The 15,571-nt window shown below is 70.2% G+C and carries 17 protein-coding genes, 1 tRNA gene and 1 pseudogene; 11 read left to right on the top strand and 8 right to left on the bottom strand.

Annotated elements, in window-relative coordinates; translation table 11 throughout:
• Positions 1-14: 14 nt before the first annotated feature.
• Positions 15-701, bottom strand: a complete 687-nt coding sequence (locus tag NH287_RS05065; protein ID WP_217531459.1) for a TRIC cation channel family protein — start codon at positions 699-701, stop codon at positions 15-17.
• 35 nt (positions 702-736) lie between these two features.
• Here NH287_RS05065 and recO point away from each other — a divergent pair, with 35 nt between their 5' ends.
• Positions 737-1,465: a DNA repair protein RecO gene (recO, locus tag NH287_RS05070; protein WP_217531458.1), complete on the top strand. Its 729-nt coding sequence runs from the start codon at positions 737-739 to the stop codon at positions 1,463-1,465.
• Positions 1,462-2,268, top strand: a complete 807-nt coding sequence (locus NH287_RS05075; protein ID WP_253034730.1) for an isoprenyl transferase — start codon at positions 1,462-1,464, stop codon at positions 2,266-2,268. The genes recO and NH287_RS05075 overlap by 4 nt, the downstream gene beginning before the upstream one ends.
• Before the next feature lie 2 nt (positions 2,269-2,270).
• Here NH287_RS05075 and NH287_RS05080 read toward each other — a convergent pair whose 3' ends face one another.
• The gene (locus tag NH287_RS05080; RefSeq protein ID WP_253034731.1) at positions 2,271-2,837 is read right to left on the bottom strand and encodes an AAA family ATPase; all 567 of its coding nucleotides are present in this window, start codon (positions 2,835-2,837) and stop codon (positions 2,271-2,273) included.
• Between the two features lie 59 nt (positions 2,838-2,896).
• Here NH287_RS05080 and NH287_RS05085 point away from each other — a divergent pair, with 59 nt between their 5' ends.
• Positions 2,897-3,574, top strand: coding sequence for a DsbA family oxidoreductase (locus tag NH287_RS05085; RefSeq protein WP_253034732.1), 678 nt, complete (start codon positions 2,897-2,899; stop codon positions 3,572-3,574).
• Here the strand turns inward: NH287_RS05085 and NH287_RS05090 are convergent, their stop codons facing one another.
• Positions 3,575-4,069: a glutathione peroxidase gene (locus tag NH287_RS05090; protein ID WP_217531454.1), complete on the bottom strand. Its 495-nt coding sequence runs from the start codon at positions 4,067-4,069 to the stop codon at positions 3,575-3,577.
• A gap of 63 nt (positions 4,070-4,132) precedes the next feature.
• Between NH287_RS05090 and dusB the strand changes: the two genes are divergently transcribed.
• Genes dusB through dnaG form a run of 3 tightly spaced genes read left to right on the top strand, consistent with a single transcriptional unit; the run spans position 4,133 to position 8,515 of the window.
• On the top strand, positions 4,133-5,293 hold the full coding sequence (dusB, locus tag NH287_RS05095) for a tRNA dihydrouridine synthase DusB (protein WP_217531453.1): 1,161 nt from the start codon (positions 4,133-4,135) through the stop codon (positions 5,291-5,293).
• A complete protein-coding gene (locus NH287_RS05100) occupies positions 5,265-6,662 on the top strand; it encodes a deoxyguanosinetriphosphate triphosphohydrolase (protein WP_290440356.1) in 1,398 nt (465 codons plus the stop codon). Before dusB ends, NH287_RS05100 begins: the two co-directional genes overlap by 29 nt.
• On the top strand, positions 6,662-8,515 hold the full coding sequence (gene dnaG / locus NH287_RS05105; RefSeq protein ID WP_253034734.1) for a DNA primase: 1,854 nt from the start codon (positions 6,662-6,664) through the stop codon (positions 8,513-8,515). Before NH287_RS05100 ends, dnaG begins: the two co-directional genes overlap by 1 nt.
• Before the next feature lie 231 nt (positions 8,516-8,746).
• Here the strand turns inward: dnaG and NH287_RS05110 are convergent, their stop codons facing one another.
• Positions 8,747-10,153 carry an HNH endonuclease signature motif containing protein gene (locus NH287_RS05110; RefSeq protein ID WP_253034735.1) on the bottom strand — a complete coding sequence of 469 codons (1,407 nt, stop codon included), beginning with the start codon at positions 10,151-10,153 and terminating at the stop codon, positions 8,747-8,749.
• Between the two features lie 284 nt (positions 10,154-10,437).
• On the opposite strand from NH287_RS05110, the gene NH287_RS05115 reads away from it, so the two are divergent.
• From NH287_RS05115 to NH287_RS05125, 3 genes are all read left to right on the top strand, one after another.
• Complete coding sequence (locus NH287_RS05115) at positions 10,438-11,205, top strand: ATP-binding cassette domain-containing protein (protein WP_253034736.1); 768 nt, start codon at positions 10,438-10,440, stop codon at positions 11,203-11,205.
• Between the two features lie 61 nt (positions 11,206-11,266).
• Positions 11,267-11,342: transfer RNA gene (locus NH287_RS05120), tRNA-Asn, on the top strand.
• A 122-nt stretch (positions 11,343-11,464) separates the two neighbouring features.
• The gene (locus NH287_RS05125; RefSeq protein ID WP_253034737.1) at positions 11,465-11,701 is read left to right on the top strand and encodes a hypothetical protein; all 237 of its coding nucleotides are present in this window, start codon (positions 11,465-11,467) and stop codon (positions 11,699-11,701) included.
• A gap of 3 nt (positions 11,702-11,704) precedes the next feature.
• Here NH287_RS05125 and NH287_RS15425 read toward each other — a convergent pair.
• A pseudogene (locus NH287_RS15425) lies at positions 11,705-12,483 on the bottom strand (DeoR/GlpR family DNA-binding transcription regulator).
• Between the two features lie 21 nt (positions 12,484-12,504).
• On the opposite strand from NH287_RS15425, the gene NH287_RS05140 reads away from it, so the two are divergent.
• Both NH287_RS05140 and NH287_RS05145 read left to right on the top strand, forming a co-directional pair.
• Entirely contained in the window at positions 12,505-12,888 is a 384-nt protein-coding gene (locus tag NH287_RS05140) for a DUF4406 domain-containing protein (RefSeq protein WP_253034740.1), read from the top strand.
• 108 nt (positions 12,889-12,996) lie between these two features.
• On the top strand, positions 12,997-14,250 hold the full coding sequence (locus NH287_RS05145; protein WP_253034741.1) for a Coenzyme F420 hydrogenase/dehydrogenase, beta subunit C-terminal domain: 1,254 nt from the start codon (positions 12,997-12,999) through the stop codon (positions 14,248-14,250).
• Here the strand turns inward: NH287_RS05145 and NH287_RS05150 are convergent.
• The 3 genes from NH287_RS05150 to def all read right to left on the bottom strand — a co-directional run bounded on the left by NH287_RS05150 (position 14,199) and on the right by def (position 15,535).
• Positions 14,199-14,465 carry a hypothetical protein gene (locus tag NH287_RS05150; protein ID WP_253034742.1) on the bottom strand — a complete coding sequence of 89 codons (267 nt, stop codon included), beginning with the start codon at positions 14,463-14,465 and terminating at the stop codon, positions 14,199-14,201. The two genes, NH287_RS05145 and NH287_RS05150, sit on opposite strands and share 52 nt — an antisense overlap.
• Before the next feature lie 100 nt (positions 14,466-14,565).
• On the bottom strand, positions 14,566-14,955 hold the full coding sequence (locus NH287_RS05155) for an ester cyclase (RefSeq protein ID WP_253034743.1): 390 nt from the start codon (positions 14,953-14,955) through the stop codon (positions 14,566-14,568).
• A 13-nt stretch (positions 14,956-14,968) separates the two neighbouring features.
• Positions 14,969-15,535, bottom strand: coding sequence for a peptide deformylase (gene def, locus NH287_RS05160; RefSeq protein ID WP_253034744.1), 567 nt, complete (start codon positions 15,533-15,535; stop codon positions 14,969-14,971).
• Positions 15,536-15,571 lie beyond the last annotated feature (36 nt).

The following is a 15,571-nucleotide window of genomic DNA, read 5'->3' on the forward strand; positions in this document are numbered from 1 at the left end:
CCGTCGGGACCGGATCACGGTCTGATTATCGGGATGGTCGAGGTCTCGACGGCGACCTTGCGCCGGTAGAGCGCGCGCTGCTCCGGCAGCGAGATGTCGAAGGCGACGGCGAGGACCCGGATGACGGCGGTCACCGCGATGCAGGTGATCGCCGCCGGCACCGCCGCGACGCCGACGAGGTCGAGGACGGCCAGGACGGCGCATCCCACCGCCGCGGCGACGGCGTAGAGCGAGCCGACGTGCATCATCGCGACGGGGAGACCCATGAACACGTCGCGCAGGAGGCCCCCGCCGACCGCCGCGCACGCGCCGACGAAGACCGACGGGATGAGGGGGAGGCCGAGCGCCAACGCCTTGGTCGTCCCCAGCGCGCCGAACATGCCGATCGCGACGGCGTCGAGCGCCACGATGACGGCGTTGAGCCGCTGGAAGAGGTTCGCCAGCAGCATCCCGACGAGGGCCGCGGCGGTGACGGTGATGAGGTATCCGTCGCTCTGGAGGGCGACGGGCGTCGTGTTCAGGAGCAGATCGCGGATCATGCCGCCGCCGAGACCCATCACGACGCCGATGATAGCGACCCCGAGCAGGTCGAGCCGGCGCTGACCCTGGAACCCCGAGGCGAACAGGGCGCCCTGCACGCCGCCGAGCCCGACGGCGGTGAGGTCGGCCCAGAGGGGGATGAGGAACTGCGGCTCGGTCACGCCTTCATTGTGCCCGGTCACGGGATAATCGAGGGGTGCCCACTTACCGCGACGAGGTCGTGGTCCTTCGCACCCACAAGCTGGGCGAGGCGGACCGCATCGTGACGATGCTCAGCCGTCGTCACGGCAAGGTGCGCGCTGTCGCGAAGGGTGTCCGGCGGACGTCGTCGAAGTTCGGCGCCCGGCTCGAGCCGTTCATGGTCGCCGACGTCCAGATGTACAAGGGCCGCTCGCTCGACATCGTGCAGCAGGCCGAGTCCCTGGGCGCCTACGGTGCGGACATCGCGACCGATTATGACCGGTACACCGCGGCATCCGCCATGTCCGAGACCGCCGACCGGCTCAACGAGGCCGAGACGACGCCGCAGCAGTACCTCCTCCTCGTCGGCGGGCTTCGCGCCCTCGCCCGCGGCGACCACGCCCCGCGGTCGGTACTCGACTCCTACCTGCTGAGGGTCATGTCCCTCTCGGGGTGGGCGCCGTCCCTGCGGGAGTGTGCGCGGTGCGGTGCTCCGGGGCCGCACGAGTGGTTCGTCGCGCAGCTGGGCGGCATCGTCTGCGCCGCGTGCGCGCCCACCGGTGCTCCGCGGGTGAGTGTCGAGACCAGCGATCTGCTGCGGGCGCTGCTGGCGGGGGAGTGGGATGTGGTGGATGCCGCCTCGTCCGGCGCCACCGCGGCATCCTCCGGCCTCATCGCCGCCTACGCGCAGTGGCACACCGAGCGCGGCATCCGTTCCCTGTCCCACCTGGAGGCGCCTCGGTGAGTCCCAAGCCGTACACGCATCGCGACGCGGTGCCCTATCGACCGCTCGACTGGACCGGCGTCTATCCGCCGGAGTTCCCGAAGGGCTCGGTCCCCGCTCACGTCGCGATCGTGATGGACGGCAACGGCCGGTGGGCGAACCGCCGCGGGCTGACCCGGATCGAAGGGCACCGCGCGGGCGAGGAGGTGCTGCTCGACGTCGTCGCCGGGGCGATCCAGGCGGGCGTCAAACACCTCAGCGTGTACGCCTTCTCGACGGAGAACTGGGCGCGTTCGCCCGAGGAGGTGCGCTTCCTCATGGGATACAACCGCGACGTGCTGCACCGGCGGCGCGACCAGCTCAACGAGTGGAACGTCCGCATCCGCTGGGCCGGACGCAAGCCGCGGCTGTGGGGATCGGTCATCAAGGAACTGCAGTACGCCGAGCAGCTGACGTCCGGCAACACCGGCCTGACCTTGACGATGTGCATCAACTACGGCGGGCGGCTGGAGATCATCGACGCGATGCGCGCGATGGGTGAGGAGATCGTCCGCGGAAAGCTGAAGCCCTCGGCCATCACCGAGAAGACGCTCCGGCGCCACCTGTACGTCCCCGACATGCCCGACGTCGACCTCTTCGTGCGGTCGAGCGGTGAGCAGCGGACGTCCAACTTCCTGCTGTGGGAGGCGGCGTACGCCGAGATGGTGTTCCTCGACACGCTGTGGCCCGACTTCTCGCGGACCGACCTGTGGGGCGCGATCGAGCTCTATCTGTCGCGCGACCGCCGCTTCGGCGGGGCCAAGGACGCCCCGACGTCCTCCTGAGGTCAGTCCGCGACGCGCGCGGCAGGGCCCGCGAGCCAGCGCTCGACCTCCCGCGGATGCCGGAGGCGCACGACGGGCAGGCCGTACTCGGCGGCGACCCGCGGCATCCGTTCCCGCCAGGTGCCGTGCGTGCGCATCTCCCAGCGCAGGATGTGGTCGGGGTCGCGGAGGACCGTCCACAGGGGAGGCTCGACGTTCCCGTTCCACAGGGGCTGCCGCAGGATGCTGCGCCGCAGGGTGCGTCGCACGAGCCGGGCGCGCGCGATGCGACGGGGGAGGTCGAGCCACACCGCGAGGTCGGCGCGCTCGCCGAGCAACTGCCCACCGCCCGCGCTGAAGTAGTTCCACTCCGACACCCACCGCTCACCGGCGGCGACGCGGCGCACGTCGTCGAGGAACTCGGGCCGGGGCGTCCAGCCCGGTCCGTGGAAGAGCGAGTCAAGCTCGGTGTACTCGAGGTGCCACAGGTCGGCGAGCCGTCGTGCGAGGGTGGATTTGCCCACCCCCGTCGTGCCCGCGATCACGACGCGACGCGGCAGAGCCGGCAGCGGGTCGTCGGCAGAGAGCATCCCGCCAGCCTAGGACGGCGGCGGGAATAGATGCGAGTGCCCGGCGCGTTGCAGGCGATGTGACGGATGCCATCAAGATCGACGTGTGGAGCGACATCGCCTGCCCCTGGTGCTACATCGGCAAGCGCAACCTCGAGACGGGGCTCGCGGCGACGGCGGACGACGCCGACGCCCCCCGCGTGGAGGTGACGTTCCACTCGTACGAGCTGTCCCCGGACACCCCCGTCGACTTCGACGGGAACGAGGTCGACTTCCTGTCGCAGCACAAGGGCATGACACCAGAGCAGGTCAAGCCGATGCTCGACCGGGTGACGGGTGTCGCCGCCGAGGCAGGCCTCGAGTACCGGTTCGACCTGCTGAAGCACACGAACACGGTGAAGGCGCACGAGCTGCTCCACTTCGCCAAGGAGCAGGGTCTCCAGAAGGAGATGACCGAGCGGCTCATGTCGGCCTACTTCACCGAGGGCCGTCACGTCGGTCGCATCGACGACCTCGTCGATCTCGCCGCCGAAGCAGGACTCGATCGGGAGGCCGCGCGCGACGCGCTGGAGTCCGGCCGCTACCTCGAGGCGGTGCGGGCCGACCAGGCGCAGGCGCAGGCCTACGGCATCCAGGGTGTGCCGTTCTTCGTCATCGACGGCAAGTACGGCGTCAGCGGGGCGCAGCCCGCCGAGGCGTTCGCGCAGATCGCACGTCAGGTGTGGTCCGAGCGCGCGGAGGCGTCGGCCGCGAGCTGATCAGGCCAGCGCGTCCTCGATCGCCGCGATCACCTCGGGCTCGTTCGGCTTGGTCTGCGGACGGAAGCGGTGCAGCTCGCCGTCCCGCGTCACGAGGAACTTCTCGAAGTTCCACATGACGGGGCCCTTCGCGCGCTCCGCGTTCGGAGTCTTCTTCAGCGCCTTGTAGAGCGGAGCGGCGTGCGAGCCGTTCACCCGGATCTTGTCCATGATGGGGAACGTGATGCCCCAGTTGACGGCGCAGTAGTCGAGGATCTCCTCCATCGACCCGGGCTCCTGCCCCATGAACTGGTTGCACGGGAACCCGATGACCTGCAGGCCGCGCTCGCCATACGTCTTCTGCAGCTCCTCGAGCTGCTCGTACTGCGGGGCCAGACCGCACTTCGACGCGACGTTGACGATGAGGAACGCCTTGTCGCCGAAGTCGCCCAGTGTCGCCTCCCTCCCGTCGGCCGTAGTGAACGGGATGTCGCGGAGGGAGGGGGTTTCGGTCATGTCTCCACGATAAGACGCGCGCCGATGCCGTAAGCGCTCGCCGTCTGGGAGAATGGGAAGGATATGTCCTCGACCCTCGCACCCCCCGCGCCCCTGCGTATCGGGCCGATCACCCTCGACGCTCCCGTCGTCCTGGCACCCATGGCCGGCATCACCAACACGGCCTTCCGTCGCCTGTGCCGCGAGTACGGTGCGGGCCTCTACGTGAGCGAGATGATCACGACGCGCGCTCTGGTCGAGCGCAACGCGACGACGATGCGGCTCATCCGCCACCACGAGTCCGAGACCCCCCGGTCGATCCAGCTGTACGGCGTCGACCCGGCGACCGTCGAGGCCGCGGTCCGGATCATCGTCGAGGAGGATCACGCCGACCACGTCGATCTGAACTTCGGATGCCCCGTGCCCAAGGTGACCCGCAAGGGCGGCGGCGCGGCGCTGCCGTGGAAGACCGAGCTGTTCCGCGAGATCGTCGAACGCGCCGCGAAGGCCGCCGGCGACATCCCGTTGACCGTCAAGATGCGCAAGGGCATCGACTCCGACCACCTGACCTACCTCGAGGCGGGCCGGATCGCCGAAGGCGCCGGCGTCGCCGCCGTCGCGCTCCACGCGCGGACGGCATCGGAGTTCTACTCGGGCCACGCGGACTGGTCCGCGATCGCGAAGCTGAAGGAGACGGTCACGAGCGTCCCCGTGCTCGGCAACGGCGACATCTGGTCGGCGGAGGACGCCCGCCGGATGATGGCCGAGACCGGTTGCGACGGTGTCGTCGTCGGACGCGGATGCCTCGGCCGCCCCTGGCTCTTCGGTGACCTCGCGCGCGAACTCGGCACCGGCCACGCCGCTCCGCCCGTCGATGCGACCCTCGGGTTCGTCGCGGCCGCGTTCCGTCGCCACGCGGAGCTGCTGGTCGAGTTCTTCGAGGACGAGGACCGCGGCTGCCGCGACATCCGCAAGCACGTCGCCTGGTATTTCAAGGGCTACCCCGTCGGGGGTGACCTGCGGGCTCGCCTCGCGACCGCGTCGAGCCTCGCGGAGATCGACGAGCTGCTCGCGACGCTCGACCTCGACGCGCCGTACCCCGGTGCCGCCGCGGAGGGTCAGCGCGGGCGTGCGGGCACGCCGAAGCGGCCGGCCCTGCCCGACGGGTGGCTCGACTCGCGCGAGATCGGACACGCGGCATCCACTGCCCTCGCGGATGCGGAGCTCGACACCAGTGGCGGCTGAGTCGGTGATCGGCGCGAGCGTGGGCATCGCCGCCGGACGCCCCACGGGCTACGACGACCACGACGCCGAGCGTTTCCACCCGGAGAAGCACCGTTCCCTGCGCGACGGGTTCGCCCGTGACCGTGCCCGGGTGCTGCACTCCGCGGCGTTCCGGCGGCTCGCGGCCAAGACGCAGGTGCTGAGCCCGGCGAGCCCCGACGACTTCGCCCGCAACCGGCTGACCCACTCGCTCGAAGTGGCACAGGTGGGACGCGAGCTCGCGATCGCGCTCGAGCTCTCGCCCGACGTGGTCGACACGGCGTGCCTGAGCCATGACCTCGGGCATCCGCCCTTCGGACACAACGGCGAGCGGGCGCTCAACGAGTGGGCCGAGGACATCGGCGGGTTCGAGGGCAATGCGCAGTCGCTCCGGATCCTCGCCCGTCTCGAGCCGAAGGTCGTCGACGACGACGGCGAGAGCTTCGGGCTGAACCTCACCCGCGCGAGCCTCGACGCGACCTGCAAGTACCCGTGGACGGCGGATCACGCGATCCCGGATCCCGGAGGACGCCAGAAGTTCGGTGTGTACGCCGAGGACGAGGCGATCTTCCGGTGGATGCGGCAGGGCGCGCCCGGTCGGGTGCGGTGCATCGAGGCCGAGGTCATGGACCTCTCCGACGACATCGCCTACTCGGTGCACGACTTCGAGGACGCCGTCCTGAACGGGTACCTCGATCCCCGCCGACTCGCGGATGCCCGGGAGCGCGAGGCGCTGCTGACGGCGATCCAGTCGTGGGTCGGGCTCGGGTTCGGCCGCGATGAACTCGCGGATGCGCTGTACCGACTCGTGCGACTTCCCGAGTGGATGACCGACTTCGACGGCACGCGGGCGTCGGTGGCCCGGCTGAAGAACCTCACGTCCGACTTCATCGGGCGCTTCGCTCGTGCCGCGACGGCGGCGACGCGCGAGCACTACGACACGCCCGCGCTGACCCGCTATCGGGGAAGGATGATCGTGCCGCGGGTGATCGAGGCCGAGATGGCGGTGCTGAAGGGCACGATCGGGGCGTTCGTCGTGTCGATCGACGGTCGTAAGGGGCTCTACAAGGAGCAGCGTCGGGTGCTGAAGCGCCTCGCGTCGGCTCTGCTGGAGCGTCCGGAGCACCTCGATCGGGTGCACGCGGTGGACTTCGCGGCGGCATCGAGCGATGTCGAACGCAAGCGCGTCGTGGTGGATCAGGTGGCGACGCTCACCGACCGTTTCGCGATCGAGTGGCACTCGGCTCTCGTCGGGCCGGTGGACTTGCGCGAACTCGGCCTGTGGCCGGCGGGGTCTCGGGTCGTCGCGAACGCGAGCTTCGCCCTTCCCGAGCCGATCGAAGGTCTCTGATGGCCCGCATCCGGCAGTCCGACGTCGACGAGGTGAAGGCCCGGACGAACATCGCGGACATCGTGGGGGAGCGGGTCGCCCTGAAGTCAGCGGGCGTGGGGTCCCTCAAGGGGCTCTGCCCGTTCCACGATGAGCGCAGTCCGAGCTTCAACGTGCGGCCCCAGGCGGGCTACTACCACTGCTTCGGATGCGGGGAGTCGGGCGACGTCTACTCGTTCCTGCGCGCGATGGACCACCTGTCGTTCACCGAGGCGGTCGAGCGTCTCGCGGCTCGCATCGGGTACCAGCTGCACTACGAGGACGGCGGTGCTGCGCCCGAGACCGGCGGCCGCACGCGGCTCTACCAGGCGAACACGGCCGCGGCCGAGTACTTCCGCGCGCAGCTCGCGACAGGGGAGGCCGACGCGGGTCGCCGGTTCCTCGGCGAACGCGGGTTCGATGCCGGTGCCGCCGCGCACTTCGGTGTCGGATACGCCCCGAAGGGGTGGAACAACATGCGCGACGCCCTGCGTGCGCAGGGCTTCACCGACGAGGAGTTGGCGACGGCGGGGCTCGTGTCGCAGGGGCAGCGCGGCGTGTACGACCGCTTCCGCGGACGTGTGGTGTGGCCAATCCGCGACCTCACGGGCCAGACGATCGGCTTCGGGGCGCGGAAGCTGTACGAGGACGACCAGGGGCCCAAGTACCTGAACACGCCCGAGACGCCGATCTACAAGAAAGCGCAGGTTCTCTACGGTCTCGACCTCGCGAAGAAGGACGTCTCTCGCTCGCACCGTGTCGTCGTCGTGGAGGGGTACACCGACGTGATGGCGTGCCACCTCGCCGGGGTGACCACGGCGATCGCGACGTGCGGCACCGCGTTCGGGTCGGACCACATCACGGTGCTGCGCCGGGTGATGGGTGACGACAGTGCCTCGGGCGAGGTGATTTTCACGTTCGATCCGGATGCCGCGGGGCAGAAGGCGGCGTTGCGGGCGTTCTCGGAGGAGAGGCGGTTCGCGGCGCAGACGTACGTGGCGGTCGCGCCGGACGGTCTCGACCCGTGCGATCTGCGGCTCAATCGCGGCGACGGCGCCGTGCGGGCGTTGATGGACGCGAAGGCGCCGATGTTCGAGTTCGTCATAGACCAGAAGCTGACCGGGTTCGATCTCGGGAGCGTCGAGGGCCGGGTCGGCGCGTTGCGCGCGGCCGCGCCGATCGTCGCGGAGATCCGCGACTCGTCGCTGCGACCGGGGTACACGCGGGTGCTGGCGCGCAAGCTCGGGATGGACCTCGGTGAGGTCACTCCGGCGGTGGAGCGCGCGGCCCGCGGGCCGCGCGGCCCGCGGGAGCCGGAGGCGGCTCCGGTCGAGGGGTCCTCGGATGGAGCGGCTCCGTCGTTGCGGGTGACGGTCGCGAGCCTTCCGCGGACGGCGAGCGTGACCCTCGAGCGGGATGCGCTGATGGGTGTGCTGCAGTACGGGCACGTCATCGATCAGGAAGAAGTGGATGCCGCGTTGCAGATCCCGATGGAGCATCCGGCGCTCGACGCGGTGCGCCAGGCGGTGGCGGCGCAGCCGGACCGTTCGCGTGTCGGGTGGTCGACGGCTGCTGTGGACGCGACGCGGGAGCCGTATCGCGGGCTCGCCGCGGAGCTGTTGACGGCGTCGTTCCCGGCGTTGACGGAGGTGGAGGCGACGACGTCGGCGCGTGCGCTGTGCCGTCGACTTCGGCTGCGGGCGATGGATCGGGAGAAGGCGGAGCTGCTCGGCGCCGTTCAGCGCGTGCCGGCGGACTCCGAGGAGGGTCGCGCGGTCCGGGTCGCCCTGCGGGACCTCGACCAGCGGCGCCGGACGCTGGCTGATCTCGTCTGACGCTTTGTGTCGCCGCGCAGAAACGCGGGATGGTGGGATGCGGGGCGTTCTCGCACCGCCGCGTGACGCTCAGGCGTGCTCGCGGGGCCATGCGGGCGACGTTCTCGTACCGCTGAGTCACGCTCAGGCGTGTTTGCCGGTCTACGCGAGCGACGCGCTCTCACCGCCGCGTCACGCTCAGGAGTGTTCGCTGGGCTACGAGAGCGACGCGCTCTGATTGCCGCGTGATGCTCAGAAGGGTGCGGGTTCCGCTGGTGTGGTCGGCGGGGGTGGTGGTGGTGCGGCAGGGGTGAAGGCGACGGCCGGGGTGGGTGCGTCTTCGCGATAGGTCCTGCCGAGGGGTGAGGTCCATTCCAGGACTCCACCCTTCAGTTGTCGCACCCGCCAGGCGGTGAACTGCTTCATCGAATGATGCCGTTGGCACAGGTGCGCCAGGTTGGTGAGTTCGGTTCGTCCGCCGAGCGCGTGGTCGTGGGTGTGATCGACCTCGCAGCGGATGGCGGCGACGCGGCATCCGGGGAACCGGCAGTGCTGATCACGGGCTTGCAGGAACCGGCGCATTCCCGACGGGACCCGGTACGAGTCGGTTGAGACGGTGACCCCGGTGGTGGGGTCGTGGAAGAGCCGTTCCCACATCCCGGTGTCGCCCGCGAGGGTTCGGGCGGTCGCGGGGTCGATGGGGGAGCGCCCGGTGAGGTCGCAAGGTCCGTCGTCTTGACCGGTGAGTGTCGCTGCGGGGATGAGCACCTGCACCCGCGCGCGGATCGCACCGAGCGGACCGGCGGTGGTGTCGCGGGTGTCATCGATGGCGGGTGCTCCCGTGAGGAGGAGGTCCGCGAACACGTCGGCCCGGACCTGGTCGGCGGACCGGTTGTCAGTGGCGACGATCACGGCAGCGTCCTCGCTGTCGCTGGCGCTTTCGCGTTGCGTGACTGCGGCCTCGAACGCGACACCGATACCTCCGTGCGCAGCGGCGCGTTCGTCGCGCGTGACGATGATCGCCCGCGCTTGCTGCGTGAGCCGGTCGTGGATGCCCTCGGCGATCACCGTCGGGACGGTTGCGATCACGTCGGACATCCCGTCTCGTCCGGGCACGATCCGGACGCATCGCGTCGCGGCAGCCTCCTCGTGCCGCTCGGCGAAGGAGCGAGGGTGCATTCGGTGCGCGAGGATCTCGAGCTCACCTCGCACCCGGTTCGGAGTGTCCCGTACGCACCGGCTGATCGCCACCTGTTCGAACTCCGCCCACATCTCCGCGGGCAGACTCGTCCCGGTCTCGACGATCGCGATCGCGTGACCCCGCACAATGCGGCCTTGTTCCCACGCCTCGACGGTCGCCGGGAAGCCTTCGATCAACGTCCGCGCTTCACCGATCCGGCGTTGCACGGTCCGGTCGGTGACCCGCATGACCCCGCCGACCTCGGCCGCGATGGACCGCAGCGCCATGTCGTGAACCTGCACCCGGGCGTTCCGCTGCGCGATCTGCGCCTCCGCCAACCGGCCCGCCGCAGCGAGCATACGCAGCTCGTCGATCTGCGCTGCGGCGATCCGTCGAGCCGCGGAATCGACGCCAGCGACGACCCCCGCCAGAGCAGCGAGATAGTCATCGCCACCGGGGGTTTCCGCCGCATCCGTCATACCTGAACTCTGCCACTGGCCACCGACATCCACCCCGGCGAAACCGGCTCAGAACACTCGTTATGCACACCTCGAGAATGAGAGTCCTCTCATCCTCGTCAGCCGGCCGCGAGCGGACGTCGCGACACCTCACGAGCCCACGCTCGAATGCGTGCGCGGATCACGACGACGGCGCCCGCGACGTGCCACGACACCGCGCGCCCCGAACAACGCACCGGATCCGCCGCAATTTCCGCACCGCCCCGGACTGGCGCCCGCGTCCCCGACGGATGAGGATGGAAAGCATGCCTCGAGTGACCGAACCGGATGCCGTCATCTACTGCTCCGACCTGTCGATCGCTCGTGTCTCCGCAGACACGCGTGTCGTCGACGGCGTGTCTCTGCGGGTCGCGCCGGGCGAGGTCGTCGCGGTGATGGGCGCGACGGGTTCCGGCAAGTCGAGTCTCGCCTCGTGTCTCGCGGGGGCGGACCACCGCGACCTGCGCATCGTCGGCGGGGTCGGGGAGGTCGCCGGCATCTCCCTTCGTGCACGGGGTCGCGCCCGGCGGGTCCTGACCTATCGCACCGGGCACCTGCGTCAAGGCGCGAACTCGGATCTTCCGGCGCGGCTCACCATCTCGGAGATCGTCGCGGAACCGATCACAGCCCGTGATCGCAAGGTCAACGAGCGCGCCCTCGCGCTGCGGGTCGCCGCGCTGCTCGACGAGTTGCAGCTCCCCATCGGGGCGTCGGAGAAGTACCCCTACGAGCTGAGCTCCGGCATGCGTCAACGCGTCGCAATCGCGCGCAGCCTCGTGCTCGATCCCACGGTCCTCATCGCGGACGAGCCCTATGCGAACCTCGACGTCGACGTCCGGCCCGCCGTCCTCGACGCTCTCCGGCGACGTGTCGACGACGGGATGGCTCTGCTCGTCGTCACGAACGAGCGCGAGCTCGTGGCCGACCTCGAGGCCCAGGTCCTCGTCCTGCGCGCCGGCCACCCGATCGGTGTCGGCCCCACCCTGGACGACGTGCTCTGGACCCCCGACGAAGCGACACGCATCGGCGGCTGATGTCACGAGCACCCCTCGGGCTTTGCTACGATTGTGTGGTTGCCCGGTGGCGGGTGACTGATCCTCGGTAGCTCAATTGGCAGAGCAATCGGCTGTTAACCGATAGGTTCTTGGTTCGAGTCCAAGCCGGGGAGCCATTGAACGAAACCCCCGGTCCCGCCGGGGGTTTTCGCTTTCGCGGCACGGATGCCGGGGCGCGGCATCCGCTCTTCCGAGAAATTTCCTTACGCGGGGCCCACAGCGGCCTCATCCTGGAGCCATGAGCACCGTCGTCGGTGGCTGGAAGGTGTGGAGCTGGGGCGAACGCGCGGGCGTGATCGTCCTCGCCGCCTCCGTCGTCCTGCTGGTCTGGGCCGCGTTCCAGTACTGCGGCGGCCAGGACGTCGCCTTCTTCGCCCTCTTCGGCGCGCTCGTCGCGGGCATCACCGGGCTCGGCGTCCAGGTCGCGTCGCGCGAAGCCCGGTTCCGCCGGCAGTCGCGCCCGCGCCGGCGCTGACCCTCAGCGCAGGACGCTGACGTCGCGCCGTTTGAGAGCGGACAGCGTCGTGGCGCCGGCAGCATCCTCCGCGTCGACGATCACCCCGTCGACCGCATCCCACGTCAGAAGGCGATATCGCGACGCGGCCCCGATCTTCTCCGCAGTCCCGAGGACGAAGGGCTCCGCCGCGCGGCTCGCGAGCGTGCGCTTCATCGCGGCCTCGTCGGCGTCGCCGGTGGTGAGGCCCGCGTCCTCGTGGACACCCGTGACACCGAGCAGGAACCGGTCCGCGGAAACGGTCATCGCCGCCTCCACGTGGCGGCGCCCGAGGCGACGGCCGAGTGCTTGAACAGGCGGCCCCCGAGGATGATGACCTCGGCGGTGTGGTGCAGCAGCGCGGTCGCCACGGTGGGGCTGTGGGTGATGATCGTGCACTCGCGACCGGGGTCGAGCGCGCGCACGGTCGCGAGCGCGGTCGTCCCGCCGTCGAGGATGACGGTGCTGCCCGGTTCCATCAGCTGGGCCGCGCGCCGCGCGACGCGTGTCTTGCTGTCGGTCGCGACGGTTTCGCGCACCCCGTAGTTCGCGACGGCGGGGGGTGCGGGAAGGGCGCCGCCGTACACCCGGACGGCCAGCCCGGCGGCATCCAGTTCGCGAAGATCGCGGCGGATGCTGTCCTCGGAGAGCCCCAGTTCCGCGGCGAGCTCCTTCGCGACGATGCGGCCGTCCGAGCGGAGTCGGTCGAGCAGCAACTGTTTGCGGGTGGCGGCGAGCACTCGCGATCCTTCACGGTTGTGCATGTTTGTGCGTGTTCCATCGACATGACCCCCTCCGACGCACCTCGCCCCCTCCTGATCCTCATCGCCGGCCCGTACGCCTCGGGTACGAACGGGGACCCCGACCTCATGCGGCGCAATCTCGAGCAGGCCGCCTGGCCGATATTCCGAGCCGGCCACATCCCGATGATCGGGGAGTGGGTGGCGTTGCCCGTTCTGCGCAGCGCCGGCGCTGAGGGTCCGCACGACCCCCTGGCCGCGCAGGTCGTGTACCCGACGGCCGAGCGACTGCTGCAGCACTGCGACGCCGTGCTGCGCCTTCCGGGCGAGTCCCGAGGCGCAGACCAGGTCGTGGCGATCGCGCGGGAGCGCGGCCTCCCGGTGTACACCTCCCTCGCCGAGGTGCCGGGCGTCGCCGTCGCGACCTGACGACAGCCTTCCGAGCGGCGTACTCACGATGTTTCTGGTAGACAGATCAGGACGTCAGTCCTCTGGGGGCTCTGAGGAGCAGGGCTGACGGGAGCGAACGGGGATCGCGTGCGCGCGAACAGGGATCTTCTAGCCGGTGCCGTCGACGCGGTCGTCCGCAACGACAACTGCACGGGCTGCGGTGTCTGTGCGCTGGTGTCCGACCGGGTCACGATGGGACTGTCCGCCGACGGATTCATGCGACCCACCGTGGCACCGCGCGGCGGCGACGATGACGCGGCGCAGGCGCGCACCTTCCACGCATCCTGCCCCGGCGTCCGACTGCGCGCACCCGACTCGGAAGGATCGACGCACTGGCTGTTCGGTCGCGTGGTCGCTGCGTGGGAAGGGCACGCGGTGGACGACTCTGTCAGACGAGCGGGAAGCAGCGGGGGCGTGCTGACGGCGTTGACCGCCTTTCTCCTCGACGTCGGAGAGGCTGCGATCGTCACCGGTGCCGCGCAGGACGCCTCGCGTCCGAAGCGGACGGCGCCCGTCACGATCACCTCCCGGGAGGAAGCGCTGGCGGCTGCGGGCTCGCGATACGCGCCCGTCAGCGTGCCCTCCGCGTGGAACGGCGGCGGGATGGTCGGTAAGCCCTGCGAGCTCGCCGGTCTTCGCCAGTACCTCGACGCCACCTCCGGGGAGGACCCGATCCTGCTCTCGTTCTTCTGCGCCGGCACTCCGAGTCAGCACGCGACCGACGGTCTCGTCCAGAAGCTCGGCGGTGACCCCGAGCAACTCACTTCGCTGCGATACCGGGGGGACGGGTGGCCGGGTCGGTTCGTCTTCACCGGTGCCGCCAGCGGGTCCCAGGATTACAACGAGTCTTGGGGTCACCACCTCGGTCGGCAGCTGCAGTCCCGCTGCAAGATCTGTCCCGACGGCACGGGTGAGCACGCCGACATCGCGGTGGGTGACTTCTGGGCGACGGACGAGCGGGGGTTCCCGACCTTCGACGAGGGTGAGGGGTCGTCGGTGGTGATCGCGCGCACCCGTCGAGGTGCTGCGTTGATCGAGCGCGCCGTCGCGGCGAAAGTCCTGGCGCTCGCGCCGATCGACCTCGACGACGTCGCACGCGTGCAGCCGCTGCAGTCCGAGCGCCGCGCGGTGCAGCTCGGACGATCGCTCGGGCGCCTGCTCGCGGGCTTCCGTGTACCGCGATTCCGCGGATACGGAGCGCTCGTCCTGGCGCTGAAAAACCCGCAGCGGAACATACGCGCTGCGCGCGGAACGTGGAGTCGGGCCCGGCGCTCACGCCGGGCCCGACCTCACCCGTCGCGGAGCACAGCGCCCGACCACACCCAGCACCGGCGCTCCTGATCGCCGACCCGGAATCGGATCGCCGCGGCCCGGTCGGTCCACATGCACAGATCCGCATCGACGAGCACCGCCTCGGCGCCGAAGCGCACCCACGCCTGCACCCGGGCAGGGCGCGGATCGGTCGTCACGGGCCTGCGGTCGAGCTCCAGCTCCTCGTTGGTGAGGGACTGCAGGATGCCGCGCGACGCGACCCGCTGCAGGATGCGGTCGTCCATCCGCGCATCGACGCTCGCCGCGTACCGCCTGTTCGCACCCAACCGGCATCCCTCTCTCCGGCCGACTCCGCGATCGTACGCAGAGCGGCGGACATCGGTGTCAGCCGGTGAGGTGGGCCTGTACGGCCTCGTCGCCCGATCCGGTCACGGCGACCACGCGTCCCGCCGTGATGCGCAGGAACAGGAACTCGGCGACGTTCACGTGCCGACGCGTCGGCGGGATGCCGCGCCACACCCCTGTGTGCGTTCCGCCGGCGCGCAGGTGCGCGGCGATCCGATCATCCTCGGCGACCACCTGGATCGTCTTCCACCGCCAGTCCGGGAAGCCGTGGAACAGATCGGCCAGGTCATCGATCCAGGCGTCCGCTCCTGCGGGGAGGTGGGCGCGCCGGACACCCGGATCGAGAAGATCCCGGATCGCCGCCAGATCGTGCCGGTTGCAGGTGTCGACGAAGTCGTCGAACCACCCGTGCAGCTCCCACGGCTCCATGGCGGACGGCCGGTCAGGCGTCGAGGTCGTCGACGCCCGGCATCCAGCTCTGTCCGGGCTTGCCCCAGCCGCGCTTGCGAGCGATCTTCTGGGTGGTCTTCCAGTCGGAGTCCGACAGGCGGTCGATGTAGAGGATGCCGTTGAGGTGGTCGAACTCGTGCTGCATGATGCGGGCGCGCCAGCCCTCGACGCGGATCTCGACCGGAGCGCCGTCGAGGTCCGTGCCCGTCACCAGGACCGCGTCGGCCCGGCGCAGAGCGAACCGCTCGCCCGGGAAGGACAGGCACCCCTCGGACTCGTCGTCGGGGTCGGGGGAGCCGGGCTCGGGCGGCGTCATCCAGAGTTCCGGGTTGATGAGGACACCCCGCCACGGCTGCCCGTCGTCGTCCTGATACGAGTACGTGTAGATACGGAGCCCGACGCCGACCTGCGGGGCGGCGAGGCCGACACCCGGTGCCGTGTCCATCGTCTCGAACATGTCGGCGACGAGCGTGCGGATGTCGTCGGTCACCTCGTCGACGGGAGCGGCGACGGAATGGAGGACAGGATCGCCCATGATGCGAATCGGAAGTACGGCCACGTCAGAAGCCTAACGAGGCTCGCGCCCGGTATCGTC

The sequence above is a fragment of the Microbacterium sp. CnD16-F genome (assembly GCF_024124465.1).
Taxonomy (GTDB): domain Bacteria; phylum Actinomycetota; class Actinomycetes; order Actinomycetales; family Microbacteriaceae; genus Microbacterium; species Microbacterium gawkjiense.

Coding starts and splice junctions, on each gene's coding strand:
- NH287_RS05155 (WP_253034743.1), bottom strand. CDS start 14,955: ATGGAGCCGTGGGAGCTGCACGGGTGGTTCGACGACTTCGTCGACACC.
- NH287_RS05110 (WP_253034735.1), bottom strand. CDS start 10,153: ATGACGGATGCGGCGGAAACCCCCGGTGGCGATGACTATCTCGCTGCT.
- NH287_RS05080 (WP_253034731.1), bottom strand. CDS start 2,837: ATGCTCTCTGCCGACGACCCGCTGCCGGCTCTGCCGCGTCGCGTCGTG.
- dusB (WP_217531453.1), top strand. CDS start 4,133: ATGTCCTCGACCCTCGCACCCCCCGCGCCCCTGCGTATCGGGCCGATC.
- NH287_RS05140 (WP_253034740.1), top strand. CDS start 12,505: ATGACCCCCTCCGACGCACCTCGCCCCCTCCTGATCCTCATCGCCGGC.
- NH287_RS05090 (WP_217531454.1), bottom strand. CDS start 4,069: ATGACCGAAACCCCCTCCCTCCGCGACATCCCGTTCACTACGGCCGAC.
- NH287_RS05125 (WP_253034737.1), top strand. CDS start 11,465: ATGAGCACCGTCGTCGGTGGCTGGAAGGTGTGGAGCTGGGGCGAACGC.
- NH287_RS05115 (WP_253034736.1), top strand. CDS start 10,438: ATGCCTCGAGTGACCGAACCGGATGCCGTCATCTACTGCTCCGACCTG.
- dnaG (WP_253034734.1), top strand. CDS start 6,662: ATGGCCCGCATCCGGCAGTCCGACGTCGACGAGGTGAAGGCCCGGACG.
- NH287_RS05150 (WP_253034742.1), bottom strand. CDS start 14,465: ATGGACGACCGCATCCTGCAGCGGGTCGCGTCGCGCGGCATCCTGCAG.
- NH287_RS05100 (WP_290440356.1), top strand. CDS start 5,265: ATGCGGAGCTCGACACCAGTGGCGGCTGAGTCGGTGATCGGCGCGAGC.